At 61.4% G+C, this 15,948-nt stretch carries 16 protein-coding genes and 1 tRNA gene; 4 read left to right on the forward strand and 13 right to left on the reverse strand.

The annotated features are described in order from the left end of the window. Positions 1-407: 407 nt before the first annotated feature. The 4 genes from ACEQZ0_RS04605 to ACEQZ0_RS04620 form a co-directional block, all read right to left on the reverse strand. Positions 408-1,223 carry an SDR family oxidoreductase gene (locus ACEQZ0_RS04605; RefSeq protein ID WP_370188837.1) on the reverse strand — a complete coding sequence of 272 codons (816 nt, stop codon included), beginning with the start codon at positions 1,221-1,223 and terminating at the stop codon, positions 408-410. A gap of 66 nt (positions 1,224-1,289) precedes the next feature. Further along, positions 1,290-2,006 carry a glutathione S-transferase family protein gene (locus tag ACEQZ0_RS04610; protein ID WP_370188839.1) on the reverse strand — a complete coding sequence of 239 codons (717 nt, stop codon included), beginning with the start codon at positions 2,004-2,006 and terminating at the stop codon, positions 1,290-1,292. After that, positions 1,999-2,358, reverse strand: coding sequence for a cupin domain-containing protein (locus ACEQZ0_RS04615; protein ID WP_370188841.1), 360 nt, complete (start codon positions 2,356-2,358; stop codon positions 1,999-2,001). The genes ACEQZ0_RS04610 and ACEQZ0_RS04615 overlap by 8 nt, the downstream gene beginning before the upstream one ends. A gap of 22 nt (positions 2,359-2,380) precedes the next feature. Continuing rightward, positions 2,381-2,980: an NAD(P)H-dependent oxidoreductase gene (locus ACEQZ0_RS04620; RefSeq protein ID WP_370188843.1), complete on the reverse strand. Its 600-nt coding sequence runs from the start codon at positions 2,978-2,980 to the stop codon at positions 2,381-2,383. Positions 2,981-3,113: 133 nt separating this feature from the next. On the opposite strand from ACEQZ0_RS04620, the gene ACEQZ0_RS04625 reads away from it, so the two are divergent. Then, complete coding sequence (locus tag ACEQZ0_RS04625; protein ID WP_370188845.1) at positions 3,114-3,500, forward strand: winged helix-turn-helix transcriptional regulator; 387 nt, start codon at positions 3,114-3,116, stop codon at positions 3,498-3,500. 34 nt (positions 3,501-3,534) lie between these two features. Here ACEQZ0_RS04625 and ACEQZ0_RS04630 read toward each other — a convergent pair. The 6 genes from ACEQZ0_RS04630 to ACEQZ0_RS04655 all read right to left on the reverse strand — a co-directional run bounded on the left by ACEQZ0_RS04630 (position 3,535) and on the right by ACEQZ0_RS04655 (position 7,495). Next, a tRNA-Met gene (locus ACEQZ0_RS04630) sits at positions 3,535-3,611 on the reverse strand. A gap of 81 nt (positions 3,612-3,692) precedes the next feature. After that, positions 3,693-4,376, reverse strand: coding sequence for a Crp/Fnr family transcriptional regulator (locus ACEQZ0_RS04635; RefSeq protein ID WP_370188848.1), 684 nt, complete (start codon positions 4,374-4,376; stop codon positions 3,693-3,695). A 27-nt stretch (positions 4,377-4,403) separates the two neighbouring features. Next, complete coding sequence (locus ACEQZ0_RS04640; RefSeq protein ID WP_370188850.1) at positions 4,404-4,934, reverse strand: 2'-5' RNA ligase family protein; 531 nt, start codon at positions 4,932-4,934, stop codon at positions 4,404-4,406. Beyond that, positions 4,931-5,902, reverse strand: a complete 972-nt coding sequence (mltG, locus tag ACEQZ0_RS04645; protein WP_370188852.1) for an endolytic transglycosylase MltG — start codon at positions 5,900-5,902, stop codon at positions 4,931-4,933. Before mltG ends, ACEQZ0_RS04640 begins: the two co-directional genes overlap by 4 nt. A gap of 1 nt (position 5,903) precedes the next feature. Further along, entirely contained in the window at positions 5,904-7,163 is a 1,260-nt protein-coding gene (gene fabF / locus ACEQZ0_RS04650; RefSeq protein ID WP_370188854.1) for a beta-ketoacyl-ACP synthase II, read from the reverse strand. 95 nt (positions 7,164-7,258) lie between these two features. Further along, positions 7,259-7,495 carry an acyl carrier protein gene (locus ACEQZ0_RS04655; protein WP_006834437.1) on the reverse strand — a complete coding sequence of 79 codons (237 nt, stop codon included), beginning with the start codon at positions 7,493-7,495 and terminating at the stop codon, positions 7,259-7,261. A 165-nt stretch (positions 7,496-7,660) separates the two neighbouring features. Between ACEQZ0_RS04655 and ACEQZ0_RS04660 the strand changes: the two genes are divergently transcribed. Next, complete coding sequence (locus tag ACEQZ0_RS04660; RefSeq protein WP_370188856.1) at positions 7,661-8,092, forward strand: PA2169 family four-helix-bundle protein; 432 nt, start codon at positions 7,661-7,663, stop codon at positions 8,090-8,092. Positions 8,093-8,145: 53 nt separating this feature from the next. Here the strand turns inward: ACEQZ0_RS04660 and aspS are convergent, their stop codons facing one another. After that, the gene (aspS, locus tag ACEQZ0_RS04665; RefSeq protein WP_370188858.1) at positions 8,146-9,963 is read right to left on the reverse strand and encodes an aspartate--tRNA ligase; all 1,818 of its coding nucleotides are present in this window, start codon (positions 9,961-9,963) and stop codon (positions 8,146-8,148) included. A gap of 181 nt (positions 9,964-10,144) precedes the next feature. Here aspS and rnd point away from each other — a divergent pair, with 181 nt between their 5' ends. Beyond that, positions 10,145-11,347: a ribonuclease D gene (gene rnd / locus ACEQZ0_RS04670; protein WP_370188860.1), complete on the forward strand. Its 1,203-nt coding sequence runs from the start codon at positions 10,145-10,147 to the stop codon at positions 11,345-11,347. A 145-nt stretch (positions 11,348-11,492) separates the two neighbouring features. Then, a complete protein-coding gene (locus tag ACEQZ0_RS04675; RefSeq protein WP_370188862.1) occupies positions 11,493-12,389 on the forward strand; it encodes a LysR substrate-binding domain-containing protein in 897 nt (298 codons plus the stop codon). Positions 12,390-12,468: 79 nt separating this feature from the next. Here the strand turns inward: ACEQZ0_RS04675 and ACEQZ0_RS04680 are convergent, their stop codons facing one another. Next, entirely contained in the window at positions 12,469-14,370 is a 1,902-nt protein-coding gene (locus ACEQZ0_RS04680; protein WP_372529833.1) for a putative bifunctional diguanylate cyclase/phosphodiesterase, read from the reverse strand. A gap of 896 nt (positions 14,371-15,266) precedes the next feature. Beyond that, positions 15,267-15,860: a CDP-diacylglycerol--glycerol-3-phosphate 3-phosphatidyltransferase gene (gene pgsA / locus ACEQZ0_RS04685; protein WP_370188867.1), complete on the reverse strand. Its 594-nt coding sequence runs from the start codon at positions 15,858-15,860 to the stop codon at positions 15,267-15,269. Positions 15,861-15,948: the final 88 nt, after the last annotated feature.

Consider the following 15,948-nt stretch of genomic DNA (forward strand, 5'->3'; position numbering starts at 1 on the left):
ACCGCGGCGGCCCCGCGCGATGTAGCGATACTGCGTCATAGACAGGCGAGACGTCTGGAAAGCCATTCGGTTTCCACCAAATTTCCCGAATTCGTCCAATTGTTTGGATTTGGCAGCGCGCTGGCGACGTACTCGCTCAGGCATGGCACGGCAGCGCACCATGCCGGCCCGCGATTGCGATAGCAGAATTCCGGGAAATGGTAGCGGAGGAGGGACTCGAACCCCCGACACGCGGATTATGATTCCAACGGAAACGAGCGTAGACGCGTCTACGTTACCGCGTAGATTGGACTGATCGATCTTTGTCGGCGTGTAAACCGCGAACGCCGCACTGGTGATTGACCGGAACCCATTTTCCAATGGGTTCCGGTTTAAGTTCGCCGACAAGAATCAGAGCCAAGCGGCCGCTATGCTGCCTGCGTCATCGGCTGCGTCCAGAGACCTTCCTGGTACTGGCGGACATCATCGACGAATTGCTCGGGATAGACGCTACGGAACTTGTGTTCGTCCTGCGGGATGAGATCGACCATGAAATCGATCATCGGTTGCGGATCGAGCTGAAGATCGTCGCCTGCCATTTGCGCCTGCATTTCGCGCAGCGGTGCCTCATCGCTGAAGTTCACTCCCGCCTCGAACCACTGATCGACCGTATCATACATGCGATCGTTGAAGCCTGTGCGGAACGGACCGGGATTGATGGTCGCAACCTTGACGCCGGTGCCATCCAGCTCATGCCGCATAATCTGAGCGATCCCTTCGAGCGCGTGCTTCGACGCGACGTAGGGCGCCAGATAGGGCAGTATCCAGAAGCCAGCGATCGACGACACGAACACGATCTTCCCGTCGCCACGTTTTACGAAGCTTTTGGCAAAGCGCTGCGCCAGTTCGAGAGTGGTGAAAACATTGACCTCGAACACCTTTCGGATCCAATCGACCGGCACTTCCGCGACGGGGCCGGTCTGTCCAGTAGCGGCATTGAGAACGACGATATCGACCTTGTCGCCGTATTTGCGCAGCACCGTGTCGTGATCGTCGGGTTCGAGGTAGTCGAGCTTCTCGACGGTCAATTCGACGCCGGCGTCTGCCGCGTCCTGCTGTAGCTGCGTGACCTGCGGCCAGTTCTCGACCGTGGCGATCACATTGTGACCGGCCTTGGCCAGGCCAATGGCGGTTCCTTTGCCGAGGCCGGTCGCGGATCCGGTTATAAGGATGGTCTTAGACATAGATTTGTCCTTTGAATGGGCAGGCGGAAGGCATCCACCTTCCTGATTGCTCGTGGAGCCAGCCGTTCAGCGATCCGATTTCACGTCGGATGCGAAGCGGGCGGCGTTTTCTTTCGCAAAGGCGCTGGCATCGGCCCTCTCATCCCAGAATTGCGGGTTGGCCTTGGGAATGGTCAGCGCCTTCTGCACGGCCGGGCGGGCGTCGATGCGATCGAACCAGCCTTTGAGATTATCGAGGCCTTCTACCGACACTCGTGCCCAGACGTAGGCGCGTGCCCAGGGATAAATCATCATGTCGGCGATCGTGTATTGGTCGGCCGCGATCCATTCGCTGCCCTCCAGATGCGTGTCGAGCACTTCGAGCAAGCGACGGCTTTCGTCGACATAGCGCTTGATCGAAAATGGTTCTTCGTGCCCGTTGGGCGCGGCAATATGCTGGAAATACATCGCCTGTCCCATCATCGGGCCGATATGGCCGACTTGGAAGAACAGCCATTGCATCACTTCTGATCGTTCGACCGGATGGTCAGGCAGGAACTGCCCGTACTTCTCCGCCAGATGCCAAAGGATCGCGCCGGATTCGAATATCGGGCGGTCTTCGGACCGGTCCACGATGGTCGGGATCTTGCCATTCGGATTGAGCTTCAGGTATTCGGGTGCCTTCTGCTCCTGCTTGGCGAAATCGATAAGGGTCAGATCGTAGGGGACACCCGCCTCTTCGAGAAAGATGACCGGCTTGTATCCGTTCATCGTTGCAGCGGTGTAGAGGTGGATGTCAGCCATGGTCAGCTCCTTCGACATCGTTGTCGAGGCGCTCGAAGATGATCGCTTCAACTTCGCTCTCACCAGCGTTGGTTACCTGGTGGGTCCACGGCCCGTTGTGCATGACCTCGCCATCGGCCACTTCCTTTTCGACCGTCGTTCCGTCTTCGAGCCGGATCGAGAGCGACCCTCCGCGGACGAAATAGACGATCTCTTCGGGATGACGGTGAGGCGCGTCGGTCGCGCCGGGAGGCATGACCATGCGCACGAGGCGCGTTGTGCCGGTGTTGACGAGCTCGGCATACATGTCGGGCGATGCCTGGTCAGCCAGCGGGGCGATGGTGCCCGGCTCGACGAGAGCTTGCTTGGTCATCGTGCTACTCCTCTCGCTGCGGTCACGCGGCTTCTGCGGCTGCGAAGGCGGCTTTCAGGTGCGCATCGAAGCGGGCGAAGTCCTTTTCGACTTCCGCGTTCTTCATCACATCGAAGGCTCCGAAGGTCGGCAACGGCTCCATGGCGAAGAACTTGGCGTTGAGATGGACGGGGCGCAGGAGATCATCGAGCGACATGCCTTCGAAAAACGGCTCGCTGGGATCGTCGAGCGATTCCGCTGGCGCATTGAGCGTTGTCGAAATCATATACTTGGTGCCGGCGAGCGTGCCGCCCATGCCGTAATTGGCCTTGGGGGCCTCGGGCGCGCGACCGTCGCCAACCGTCAGTCGTCCGTCCATCCCGGCGGTGTAGACCTCGTCCATGTATTTCTTGAACGACCAGGGAACGCCCATCCAGTTCACCGGAAACTGCATGAAGACGAGGTCGGCCCAGCGGTGGTTCTCGACTTCTTCATCGACGTCATAGCCGTCGGAAACCTTGGTGAGGCGCACTTCATCGCCACGCGCCTCGAAGAACTCGCGAGCCTTGTTGGCAAACGCTGCGTTGAGTTCGCCCTTAGCAAATTCGTAAGGCTGGTGACCGTTAAGGATCAGGACTTTCATGGTTTCGCTCCTTGCTGACTTGTCGCCGACCCTTGACGATTCGGCGTGTGGAGGCGAAATAAGGGAAGCAGGTTCCGAACTTCAACCAGTTACCTTTTAGTAACCTGCTAATCAGTTTTGCAAGGAGGCGCCAATGCGCGCAAAGGTCATCGAGAGTGAAAACGGGCGCCGCGTGGCGGTGGAAGCTTGCACCGAACCGTGTGCGATCGAGCGCGGAATGCGGATCATCGGCGGCAAGTGGACGGGCTCAATCCTTTATCATCTCAAGGATGGCCCCGTGCGCTTTAATGACCTCGCACGTATGGTAGGCGGGGCGAGCAAGAAGATGATCACCGAACGCCTGCGCCATCTCGAAGATCACGGGATGATCAAACGCGAGGTCGTTGCGACATCTCCAGTGTCTGTCGAATACGAAATTACCGACTTCGGAAGTACCGCGATCTGTATTCTCGACGAGCTCCGCCAATGGAGCGAGAACGTCCCCACAGAGCGAACGCAGCAAAAGCGAAGGACAGGCTGAGCCGCCTTTACTTGTCCTGGAAGATTACTTGGAATGGTAGCGGAGGAGGGACTCGAACCCCCGACACGCGGATTATGATTCCGCTGCTCTAACCACCTGAGCTACTCCGCCCCAGAAGAGGCCTGCCGGGGCAAGTACCCGCTCGGCAGGCGGCGCATTTAGGGTGGTCGGAGCACGCGGTCAACCGCGCATTTACGCCTCGCGCGCGTTTTCTGCGAAGCCCTGTGCGGCGGCCTCGTTCATCCGCCTGACCTTGGCCGCGAGACCACGGTTGAGCGCGTGGGTGAGCGCCGTATCGACCTCGGGCACCGCGCGCGCGTAATGCGCCAATGCATCGCGATCGAAAGTCGCCACGCGCGATCGCTCGGCAACGATCACCGTGGCCGATGCGGTCTGGCCCGATACCAGGCTCATTTCGCCGAGGAATTCCTCGGGCCCGCAGGTACCGACGATCCGGCCGTCGCATTCGACCCGCACGCCCCCGCGTGCAACATAGATCAGCGGCGGGTCTGGCTGGTCCTGGCGCATCAGCACTTCCCCCTCTTCGACGTCCAGCCACGTCATGAGATCGCGCAGGTGCTGCTGGCGACCGGGATCCTCGACCCCGAGCAGACGGCCGAACAGGCTGGATTCCTCTTCCAACATCGACCCGCGTCGGGCCCTGCGCCGCAGGACCGATATCTGCACCGCGTTGACGGCAGCGAAGACGAGCGCGACCACCGCCCAGCCGACCTGGCCCGTCAAGGCGAAATGTCCAAGCGCCCCCAGTCCGGCGACGAGCATCGCGTAGCGCAAGTGCCTGATCGTCGTCGCCGCCATGGCGACCACGGCGAGCAACGCCGCACCATAGGCCAAGATACTGGCAATTCCGGACATATCCGATCCCCCTGTATCAGGGGCTCCTTATGCCGTGCCCCGCCCCCGGAATGCAAATTCCTTTATCATTTCCCACGGCCCGCCGCGATAGCGATGCAGCGCCAGCCCGCGAAAGGAAAACGGGTGCGGATCGATCGTCCCGGCCAGCGCCGCTTGCAGCGCTTTTGCCTCCTTGCCGGAGACCTTGTTCTGGATCGTCACGTGAAGCCGGGGACGGTGCTGGTCCTGCTGCGTCAGCATGCCGCGGAAATGGTCGGCGATCATTTCGCGCAGGGCCAGCATGTCAGGGCTGGAGAGCTTGATCGCAGTCCCGCCGCCAAGCGGCATCAGCCCTTCGACCCATGCATCGACCGGGGCGAACTCCCCGGCGACGCGCTTGAGATAGGTCAGCGCCTCGCCCTCGCACATCGCAGGCAAGGCGTGGAACAGCGTGACATGCGCCTCGAGATAATTGCGTTCGGGCGGAAAATGCTCGGTTCTGAGCGCGGTGAAACGGGCTTGCAGGTCGCGCGGCAAGAGCGCAGTCGCGATCAGCGGGGCGTCGCCTGCCCCGCTCACATTTCCCCGCGCTGGCGACGGATTTCGAACCATTTGGCGACGTTGCGATTGTGCTCGTCGAGCGTATCGGCAAAGGCGTGCCCGCCACTGCCATCGGCGACCATATAGCGTGCGGTCGTCTTGGCGGGATTGAGCACAGCGGCGATCGCCTCGCGCCCCGGATTGGTGATCGGGCCCTTGGGCAAGCCGACCATGGTATAGGTGTTGTAATCGTTGATCGCAGCGATCTCGGACTGCTTGATCCGGCGACCGAGCGGCTTGCCCCGGGTGATCGGATAGATGATCGTCGGATCGGCCTGCAGCAGCATGCCGTCCTTGACCCGGTTCGAATAGAGCCCCGCGACCATGCGCCGCTCGCTCGGCTTGCCGGTCTCCTTCTCGACGATCGAGGCAAGGATGACCGCATCCTTCACATTGTCGACCGCGATATCCTTGGCGCGCTTGGGCCAGGCTTCGGCGAGATAGTTCTGCATCGCCGCCTGCATCCGCGCCAGCACGGCGCTGCGCGCCTCGCCACGTTCGAAATCATAGGTATCGGGTAGCACCGATCCTTCGACGGGAACCGGTATCTCGCCCGTCAGGTTTTCCTCCGCCATCAGCCGCTCGTGCACCATGATCGAGGGCATGCCTTCGGGAATGGTGACGAAGCGGCGGATCACCTCGCCGTGCTGGAAGGTGTCGAGGATGGTGGCATTGCTGGCACCTGCAGGGAGCAGGAATTCGCCCGCCATGATCGGATCGGAGGAGCCGAAGATCTTGGCGCGCAGAAGGAACCCGTCGGCATCGCCGATCAGGCCCTCGTCGGCGAGCTTTTCGGCGACCGTGGTCAGACTCGCGCCCGAGGGGACAATGAAATTGGTGTCCTCCTCGACGTTCGCGCCGCCCCACCAGCCCGACAGGAACCAGATCGCGCCGATCGCGAGGACCAGCGAGAGGACGCCCGCCAGCAGGCACCCGGCCTTTTTCACCTCAGTCGACCTTCTTGACGATCAGCGATGCATTGGTGCCGCCGAAGCCGAAGCTATTGTTGAGCGCGGCCGTAACCGCGCGCTTCTTGGCCTGCTTCGGGACCAGGTCGACGCCCTCGGTACCCTCGTCGGGATTGTCGAGGTTGAGTGTGGGCGGGACGATCTGGTCGCGGATGGCAAGGATGCAGAAGATCGCCTCGACCGCGCCGGCACCGCCGAGCAGATGGCCGATCGCCGATTTGGTCGAACTCATCGATGCGCCGCCGAGATCGTCGCCGAGCACGCGCTTCACCGCGCCAAGTTCGATCGTGTCGGCCATGGTCGAGGTACCGTGCGCATTGACATAGTCGATATCGCTCGCCCCCATCCCGGCCTTGCGCAGGGCCATGTTCATGGCGAGCTCGGCGCCCTTGCCTTCGGGGTGCGGCGCGGTGACGTGATAGGCGTCGCCCGACAGGCCGTATCCGACCACTTCGGCATAGATCTTCGCGCCGCGCGCCTTGGCATGCTCGTATTCCTCGAGTACGACCACGCCCGCGCCCTCGCCCATGACGAAGCCGTCGCGGTCCTTGTCGTAGGGACGGCTGGCCTCGGTCGGGCGATCGTTCATGCTCATGTTGAGCGCGCGCGCCTGCGCGAAACCGGCCACGCCGAGCGGGTTGATCGTCGATTCCGCACCGCCTGCGAGCATGACGTCGGCGTCGCCGTCCTTGATCATGCGCGCGGCATCGCCGATCGAATGCGCACCGGTCGAGCAGGCGGTAACCACGGCGTGGTTGGGACCCATCAGCCCGTATTTGATCGAGACCTGGCCGCTGATCAGGTTGATCAGGCGCCCGTGGACGAAGTGCGGGCTGACGCGGCCCGGTCCGCGCTCGTGCAGCACGATGCTCTCGCTCTCGATCCCCGGCAGGCCGCCAATGCCCGAACCGATCGAAACGCCTGTACGCAGCTTGAGATCGTCGTCCATGTCAGCCAGCCCGGCATCTTCGAGTGCCTGGCCTGCGGCATCGATGCCGTAGACGATGAAGGGATCGACCTGGCGCTGAACCTTGTGGTCGACGCGCTTGTCGGGATCGAAACCCCATTCGTGGTCCTTGGGCTTCACCTCGCAGGCGATCGTGCATTTCTGCCCGGTGGTGTCGAACCGGGTGATCTCCCCCGCCCCGCTCTTGCCCGCGATCAGGTTTTTCCACGTAGTTTCGACATCACCCCCCAGCGGGGTGACGAGGCCAAGTCCGGTAACGACCACACGACGCATGTAAATCTCCGCAGATAAGACAACAGGCCCGGCCCGCTATCGGGTCGGGCCTGTCCGGTCCCGCATATAGGTACGGGATTCGAAAAGCGCGAGCCTTAGCCCTTGTGCTCTTCGATATACTTCGTCGCATCGCCGACGGTGGTGATCTTCTCGGCAGCATCGTCGGGGATTTCGACGCCGAATTCCTCTTCGAACGCCATCACCAGTTCGACGATGTCGAGGCTGTCGGCGCCCAGATCGTCGATGAAGCTGGCTTCCTGGGTAACCTTGTCGGCTTCGACGCCGAGATGTTCGACGACGATCTTCTGCACGCGGTCAGCGGTATCGCTCATTTACGGCCCTCTCTAACTAGGGTGTTGTGAATTCCCCTGCGCCCTAATGAACGACGAGGCGCAAGGCAAGGGCAACTCGCCTTATTACCTACCTCACCTGGGATCGTGATCATCCGTCGTTGGTTGCGATCATACCACTATCCAAGACACGAAGGGACGCGTCCGATGACATCCACGGTTTTCAAGAGCCTCACTGACACGACTTATGATTCGGTAGAGGGCTATCGCAAGGCGGCCGACATTGCGGACAGTCCGCAACTCAAGCAAGCCTTGCAGCAGCGGTGCAGCCAGCGCGAAGAAACTCTCAAGCGAATGAATGCCCAGCTTCAGCAGCAAGGCGATGAGCTGGTGACGAAGGGAACGGTTACCGGTGAGGCCCACCAGCTTTGGGCCAGCATCACCTCGGCATTCGAGAACAACGACGAGGCTGCGGCCGAGCGCATCGAGGAAGGCGAAGATTACATTGCGAAGAAATTCGAGCAGGCGCTCGAAAGTGAACAGCTCGAGGCGCAGGAACGCGCAGTGGTCCAGCAATGTCTCGGCGAGATCCGCGAAGGCGAACGGTTCGGCGACATGATCGAGAAGCAATTCGACTGATAGCCGCCTGCCGCAATTCGAAGGGCGCGGAGCGATCCGCGCCCTTTTTCGATTCAATCGCCGATCTGGTCGACGCGCGCCGCCTCGGGCGTGCCCGGCTTGGGCTGCTCGACCGTGCGGATATGCACGTCGCGCAGCTGTCGCGGGCTGACGAGGCTGGGAGCTCCCATCATCAGATCCTGCGCCTTCTGGTTGAGCGGGAAGGCGATCACCTCGCGGATGTTGGGCTCGTCGGCCAGCAACATCACGATGCGATCGATGCCCGGCGCCGAGCCGCCGTGCGGCGGTGCGCCGAGCTTGAAGGCCTCGATCATGCCCGAGAAATTCTCGTCCACGTCGGCCTGCGTGTAGCCGGCGATTTCGAACGCCTTGTACATGATGTCCGGGCGGTGGTTACGGATGGCGCCCGAGCTGAGCTCGTAGCCATTGCAAACGATGTCGTACTGCCACGCGAGGATCGCGAGCGGGTCCTTGGTTTCCAGCGCTTCCATCTCGCCCTGCGGCATCGAGAAGGGGTTGTGACTGAAGTCGATCTTCTTGAGCTCTTCGTCGTATTCGAACATCGGGAAATCGACGATCCAGCAGAACTTGAAGCAGCCTTCCTCGATCAGGCCCAGTTCCTCGGCGACGCGGGTGCGCGCGGCCCCTGCCAGCTTGGCGGCGTCCTTTTCCTTGCCCGCGGCGAAGAACAGCCCGTCGTTCTCGCCCAGCCCCAGCTCGGCATAGAGCTTTTCCATGCCCTCGGTGCCGTGGTTCTTGGCGATCGGACCACCGAACTCGCCGCCCTTGCGGGTGACGTAGCCGAGGCCTGCAAAGCCTTCGCGCCGCGCCCAGTCGTTCATCTCGTCGAAGAACTTGCGGCTTTTCTCATGCGTGTTCGGCGCGGGGACGACGCGCACGCGGCCGCCCGAACCGACGATCTTCTCGAACAGGCCGAAACCGCTGGTGGTGAAATGCTCGGTCACGTCGCTGATGAGCAGCGGGTTGCGCAAATCGGGCTTGTCGGTGCCGTATTTCAGCATCGCTTCGGCATAGGGGATGCGCGGGAATTCACCCGCCGGGGTCACCGTCTTGCCGTTCGCGAATTCCTCGAACACGCCCGCGAGCACCGGCTCGATCGCCTGGAAGACGTCTTCTTGCGTGACGAAGCTCATCTCGAAGTCGAGCTGGTAGAATTCGGGGCTGCGGTCGGCGCGCAGGTCTTCGTCGCGAAAGCAAGGCGCGATCTGGAAGTAGCGGTCGAAACCGGCGACCATGAGCAGCTGCTTGAACATCTGCGGTGCCTGCGGAAGCGCATAGAAGCGGCCCGGGTGGAGGCGGCTGGGCACGAGGTAGTCGCGCGCACCTTCGGGCGAGGATGCACCGAGGATCGGCGTCTGGAATTCGCTGAAGCCCTGGTCGGTCATGCGGCGGCGCAGCGAGGTGATGACCTGGTTGCGCAGCATGATGTTGTTGTGCACGCGCTCGCGACGCAGGTCGACGAACCGGTATTTTAGGCGCGTTTCCTCGGGATAGTCTTCTGCCGAGTTCACGATCAGCGGCAGCTCTTCGGCGCGGCTCTGGACGCTGACTTCGCGCGCGAAAACCTCGATCTCGCCGGTGGGAAGGTTTGTGTTCACTGCCACGTCGGCGCGCGCCTTGACCACGCCATCGATGGTGACGACCGATTCCAACTTGATCTTGTCGAGCACCGGGAGCGCCGGGCTGTCCTCGTCCGCCACGATCTGCGTGATGCCATAGTGGTCGCGCAGGTCGACGAACAGCACGCCGCCATGGTCGCGCTTGTTGTGCACCCAGCCCGACAGGCGAACGGTTTCGCCGACGTTTTCCTTGGTCAGCTGTGCGCAGGTGTGGGTACGATAGGCGTGCATCTAAAATCTTTCCATTTTCGGAGCTATAACGCTAGGGGCGCGAGCGTCGCGCTCCTCTAGCAGGAATCGCGCGCGCTAACAGGGCACGGACGGACTTTTGTCAAGTTCACTCGCGCCCGGTTGAATTGGGGCCTCGCCGGCCCGTGGGCGGTACTCCGCCCGACAGAAACGAAAAGATACGATGAAAATACACGAGCTGATTACCGAGACCGAACCGCTGGCGAACCTGTGCGAGCGGCTGGCGCAAAGCGAATTCGTCTGCGTCGACACCGAATTCATGCGCGAGAACACCTATTGGCCCGAACTCTGCCTGGTGCAGATCGGCAATGAGGAAGAAGCCGCGGCGATCGATCCGCTGGCCGACGGCATCGACCTTACCCCGCTGTGGGACCTGCTGTGCGACAACGAGGACGTGCTCAAGGTCTTCCACGCGGGCGGCCAGGACGTCGAAATCGTCTACAATTTCACCGGCAAGACGCCGCACCCGATCTTCGACACGCAGATCGCGATGATGGCGATCAGCCAGTCCGAACAGATCGGCTATGCCAATCTCGTCGAAAGCTGGCTCGGCCTGACGATCGACAAGGGCGCGCGCTTCACCGACTGGAGCCGCCGCCCGCTGACCGAGCGGCAGATCGAATATGCCATCGGCGACGTTACCCACCTCGCCGAGATCTTCCCGCGCATCCTCAAGAAGCTGATCAAGACCGGACGCGGGGCCTGGCTCGATGCCGAGATGGACAAGCTCGCCGATCCCGAAAATTACGCCAACGACGCCGGCACCGCCTGGCAGCGCATCCGCTCGCCGGGGCGCAATCCGGCGGTACTCGGGCGCCTGAAGGCGCTCGCCGCCTGGCGCGAGAGCGAGGCGCAGCACAAGAATATCCCGCGCGGCCGGATCATGCGCGACGAGACGCTGGCCGACATCGCCAGCCATCCGCCCAAGAAACAGGCCGATCTCACCAAGGTACGCGGCCTGTCCAACGCGTGGAAAGATAATGATATCGGCAAGCGGCTGATGAAGGTGCTCGAAAAGGCCGAACCGCTGCCCAAGGACGAAATGCCCGACAAGCCCAAGCGCGGCGCCCCGCTGGGCAAGGAAGGCGCGCTGGTCGCCGACCTGCTCAAGCTGCTGCTCAAGATCCGCGCGCGCGAAATCGACGTCGCCGCGCGCCTGCTGACCAAGGCTGACGAGATGGAAGCGCTCGCCGCGGGCGTACGCGACCTCAAGATCCTCGAAGGCTGGCGCTACGACGTCTTCGGCAAGGATGCGCTCGAACTGGTCGAGGGGCGGCTCGCCTTCGCGGTCAAGGACGGGCGCCTGCTGATGACCCATGTCGACGATCTCCACGCGGGCATGGTCGAAGCGCAGGCCGCGGAGTGACACACGCGGCAGATATCCTCCCCGCCACGGGGAGGGGGACCATCCGCAGGATGGTGGTGGGGCACGTAGACAGGCTCCGAACCGCCGATAGTGCCCCTCCACCCCGCTCCGCGCGGTCCCCCTCCCCCGACGCGGGAGGATACTGATGTCCACCTACCTCCCCACGCTGAAGCAGCTGCAATATCTCGTCGCGCTGCACGAGCACGGCCATTTCGGCCGCGCGGCGGAGGCGAGCTTCGTCTCGCAATCGACCCTCTCGGCGGGCATCCGCGAGCTCGAATCGCTGCTCGGCGTGACGCTGGTCGAACGCAGCCGCCGCGTGGTCCGCTTCACCGCGCTCGGCAACCAGGTGGTCGAGAAGGCGCATCGCATCCTGCGCGAGGCAGAGGAACTGGCCGACCTGGTCCAGGCCGCGGGCAAGCCACTCGCCGGGCAATTGCGCATGAGCGTGATCCCCACGATCGCCCCCTTCCTGATCCCGCGCTTTCTGCCGCGGCTGCGCAAGGAACGCCCCGACCTCGAGCTTTTCCTGCGCGAGGAGACCAGCCACGACGCGGTCGAATCGCTCCAGCACGGGCGCGTCGATTGCGTGCTGCTCGCCCTGCCCTTCGCCACCGGCGAGGTCGAAAAGGCGCATATTGCCGACGACGAGCTCTATGTCGCCTTTCCCAAGGACGATCCGCGCGACCCGCCCGACCTCATCCCGCCGAGTATGATCGACGAGGGCCGGCTACTGCTGCTCGAGGACGGGCACTGTCTCAAGGACCATGCGCTGGCCGCCTGCAACCGCCCCGAACTGCGCGCCAGCGCGACGATGATCGGCACCAGCCTGCACACGCTGGTGCAGATGGTCGACAACGACCTCGGCCTGACCATGCTGCCCAAGATGGCGGTCGACGCAGGGATTCTCGACGGCACCGAAGTCGTCGCGCGCCCGCTCAAGAGCAAGACCGCCACCCGCGAAATCGCGCTGATCTGGCGCAAGAATTCGCCAAGGCGCGCCGATTTTGAACTGCTGGCCGAGGAATTGCGGGCGGGTTAGCGGACGATCACCCGTGCTGTCTCAAACGGGCTCCATTGGGGATTGCCGGTATGGCTCCTTCGATTGCGTCCATCGCTTATCATGCTGCCTCTCGATCATCAGCGGGGAAGGATTTTTCCAGAAGTCGCGAAGTGGCTTCAGCGTCCATCGGCAATCCCACGTGGTACCCTTGGGCTTGGGAACATCCTTCGGAACGAACATGCTCTAGCTGCTCGGCAGTTTCGATTCCTTCTGCCGTGATAGACATGCCGAGGTTGGTTCCCAGATCGGCCACGGCGCGGATGATCGACAGCGCATGAGACCGGGTATCGATGTCTCGAATAAAAGATTGGTCAATCTTGATTCTGTTGAAGGGAAACGAACGCAAATAGCTCAAGCTGGAATATCCGGTTCCGAAGTCGTCCAATGCGAACCGCACGCCAAGCTTTCGAAGCTCACCTAAGATCGTCTGTGTTTCGAGGGTCTCGTCCAACAAGACCCCCTCTGTGATTTCAAATTCGAGGCGCTCTGGATCGATACCCGATACCACGAGCGCATCGGCAACCGAACGCACGAGGTCACCGCCCACCCTAAACTGGATAGGAGAGAGATTGACCGAAATTCCAATGTTTTTGGGCCAAGCGGCCGCCTCGAGGCAAGCTTGCCGCAAGGTCCATTCCCCTACGGGCACAATCAAACCAATATCTTCGGCGGCCGCGATAAAATTGCCTGGTAGGATCATTCCTTTGCTGGGGTGGTTCCAACGTAGGAGCGCCTCGAAGGAAGCTATCTTTTCATTGTGAGTGTTTATCACCGGCTGATAAAACACCTCGAACTCACCGTTGACCACGGCGCGCCGCAGATCTTCTTCAAGCTCACGCCTCGCCTGCATTTGCTGGTCCATCGCGGGAACGAAAAAGCTGTAGCGACCCCGACCCTGCGCTTTTGCTTGATACAATGCCAGATCTGCATTGACCAACAATTGATTAGCATCAAGGCTGTCCTGCGGCCCGAGGGATATTCCTACGCTCGCCCCGATACTGATTTGCTGATTACCAACATAGAAGGGCTCGCCTAGAGCCGAGACGATCCGTTCTGCTAGCGCCTTTCCGGCTTCTGGTTGGAAGGTGGCAGATTGAATGATTGCAAACTCGTCACCCCCAATCCGCGCGACGGTGTCATTCTCGCGCACGCATTCTTTCAATCTTTCCGCAACTTGCTGAAGAATTGAATCCCCTACCGAATGACCAAGGGTATCGTTTACCGGCTTGAATCGATCCAAGTCCAAGCAAAGAACTGCCACTTGCTTGCGAGCAGGAATGCGTACGAGGGCTTCTCTCAGCCGCTCCTGAAAGAAAGCGCGATTGGGTAAGTCCGTTAGTGCATCGTGGCGAGCCATGTGTGCGATCCGCGCCTCTGCATGCCTACGTTCGGTAACGTCTTCGTGAGTAGTTACCCATCCCCCAGAACTCATCACCTGATGAGAAAGCGCGATGGTCCGCCCATCATTGAGTTCATTCAGAAAGGTCGAGGATTCACACGAGACCATCTTCTCCACGAATTTATCGTGCAAGGGATCAAAGTCCGCCACCGAGTGATTGCCGACCTCCACACTATGCCGAAGCAGGTCAATAAACTCGATGCCAGGCCGAACCACATCGTCGGAAAATCCGTAAAGTTCGATATATTTTCGATTGCAGACAAGGAGGCGCCCATCCCCATCGAACATACATAAGCCCTGCGCCATGTTGTTCAGCGCGGCGTCGAACCGCTGATTTTGAGCGTTTAGCGCCTGGTCTTTACGGATACCCTCTTGAACGTCGAGGCAGTGAGCGAGCGCTGTCCGCCAAATCATGAAAGTTAAAACAAGTGCGCCCACCGCCATAACGCCGTACTCGAGCCCACCATGGGAAAATAATGCGAATGCCCCCGGGAGTGCGACAGACAGTAACTGCGCAGCGACCAAGCGGGGGCGATGATAATTGCGCTGCGCTACAGCCATGGTGGCCATCGCGAGGGCGAGGGCGAGCAAGTGGACAATGGGTAGGTTGCTCACGATTATCGCGCGAGCGCTGAGTGCTCCGACAGCGGCCGAAGATCCCAAAGCTGCGACCCAGAAGACCACCTCAGAGTAGTAGACTTCCTTGAAAGATGCTCGCGCCAAACTCCGTGGTCGCTTCAATAGCCCCAAGAGCACACACATGACCGCTAATATGGTGAGAGCGGTTAACCCAACATCTTGAGCGCGGAACGCGAGCAGTCCGCCAAGTGACCCTATACAGCAGCCCGATCCTACCATCACGGCCCGAGGCGTCTGGTGAAGCCCACTTACCAGCTGGCTGTACAGCGGGAGTGGCAAATCCTTGTCACTCCGGCTGAGTATCAACCCCATCAAAATCGAGTCCCCCCGGAAGCCAAAGAAAGTGAAGTCCTCTTGCGCATCCCATACTGTCAGACAGCTAAGGGAAGGTGAATGAACGCAACGGGTTGTGGGTGAGTTCGGTTGCAGGGGAAGCGGATTGCGACCGCTCAGCCATCGACGGGTTAAGTGGAAGATGCACCGCCGCGAGCCGTTCCCAAGCGCTAAACGGAGGAATCAACTACCAATTTCCAGCGCCACCTATCCAAACCGGCTTATACCCAAGCCTCTTAAGGCTCGGACATCTCGGGACAATTGGGTCGCCAGCCGAATTGCCGCTTTCCAGTAAGTTCTGCCGATAGCAGACGGTCAGCTAGCAGCCCATTCCGGACATTTCCTACACGCGCCCGACGCGCTAAAATCCGCGCGCTCTTTCTCGCCGTCGAACCAGCCGAATTCCGCCCCTCGCGCCCCCGCGTTTTTCCCGCTTGGACCGTGTAACACCCGGTCCATGTCTACAGAATGGCCGAGGGCGAATCCTAATCCATGTGCTTGAGGCCGACGCGAAGGTAATCCCAGCCGGTCACCACCGTTAGCACCGCCGCCGCCCAGAGCGTGGTGAGGCCCACGGTGTGCGGGACATTGGCCTCGACTGCGCCGAACATGGTGGTCCATTGCGGCAGCCCCTCACCCAGGATCAGCGACCCGAGTGCGACCATCTGGAAGGTCGTCTTCCACTTGGCGAGCTTGGATACCGGGACCGAGACCTGCAGCGGGCCGAGGAATTCGCGCAGGCCGCTGACCGCGATCTCGCGCATCAGGATCACCAGCCCGGCGATCACATGCGCATCGCCGACATAGGGGCCGGTCAGCACGCCCTGCGCCGCGAGCACCAGGATCACCGCGGCGACCATGATCTTGTCGGCGATCGGATCGAGGAAGATGCCGAGCTTCGACACCGTCCCGCTGGTGCGCGCGAGATAGCCGTCGAAATAGTCGGTCACGCCCATCAGGCAGTAGAGCCCGAAGGCGAGCAGATAGCCAGTCGCCCAGCCCGGCCACCACAGGAACCAGGCCAGCAGCGGGATCGCGACGATGCGCGACAGGGTGAGGATGTTGGGCAGGGTAAGCATGCTGGCCGCATGCCTAGCCGCAATCGCCCCGTCGCAAAAGCCGCCGATTGCCCTTGTCCGCCATGGCGATGGCACTAGACTCGGCCGC

This window comes from Qipengyuania sp., assembly GCF_964227205.1.
Classification (GTDB): Bacteria; Pseudomonadota; Alphaproteobacteria; order Sphingomonadales; family Sphingomonadaceae; genus Qipengyuania.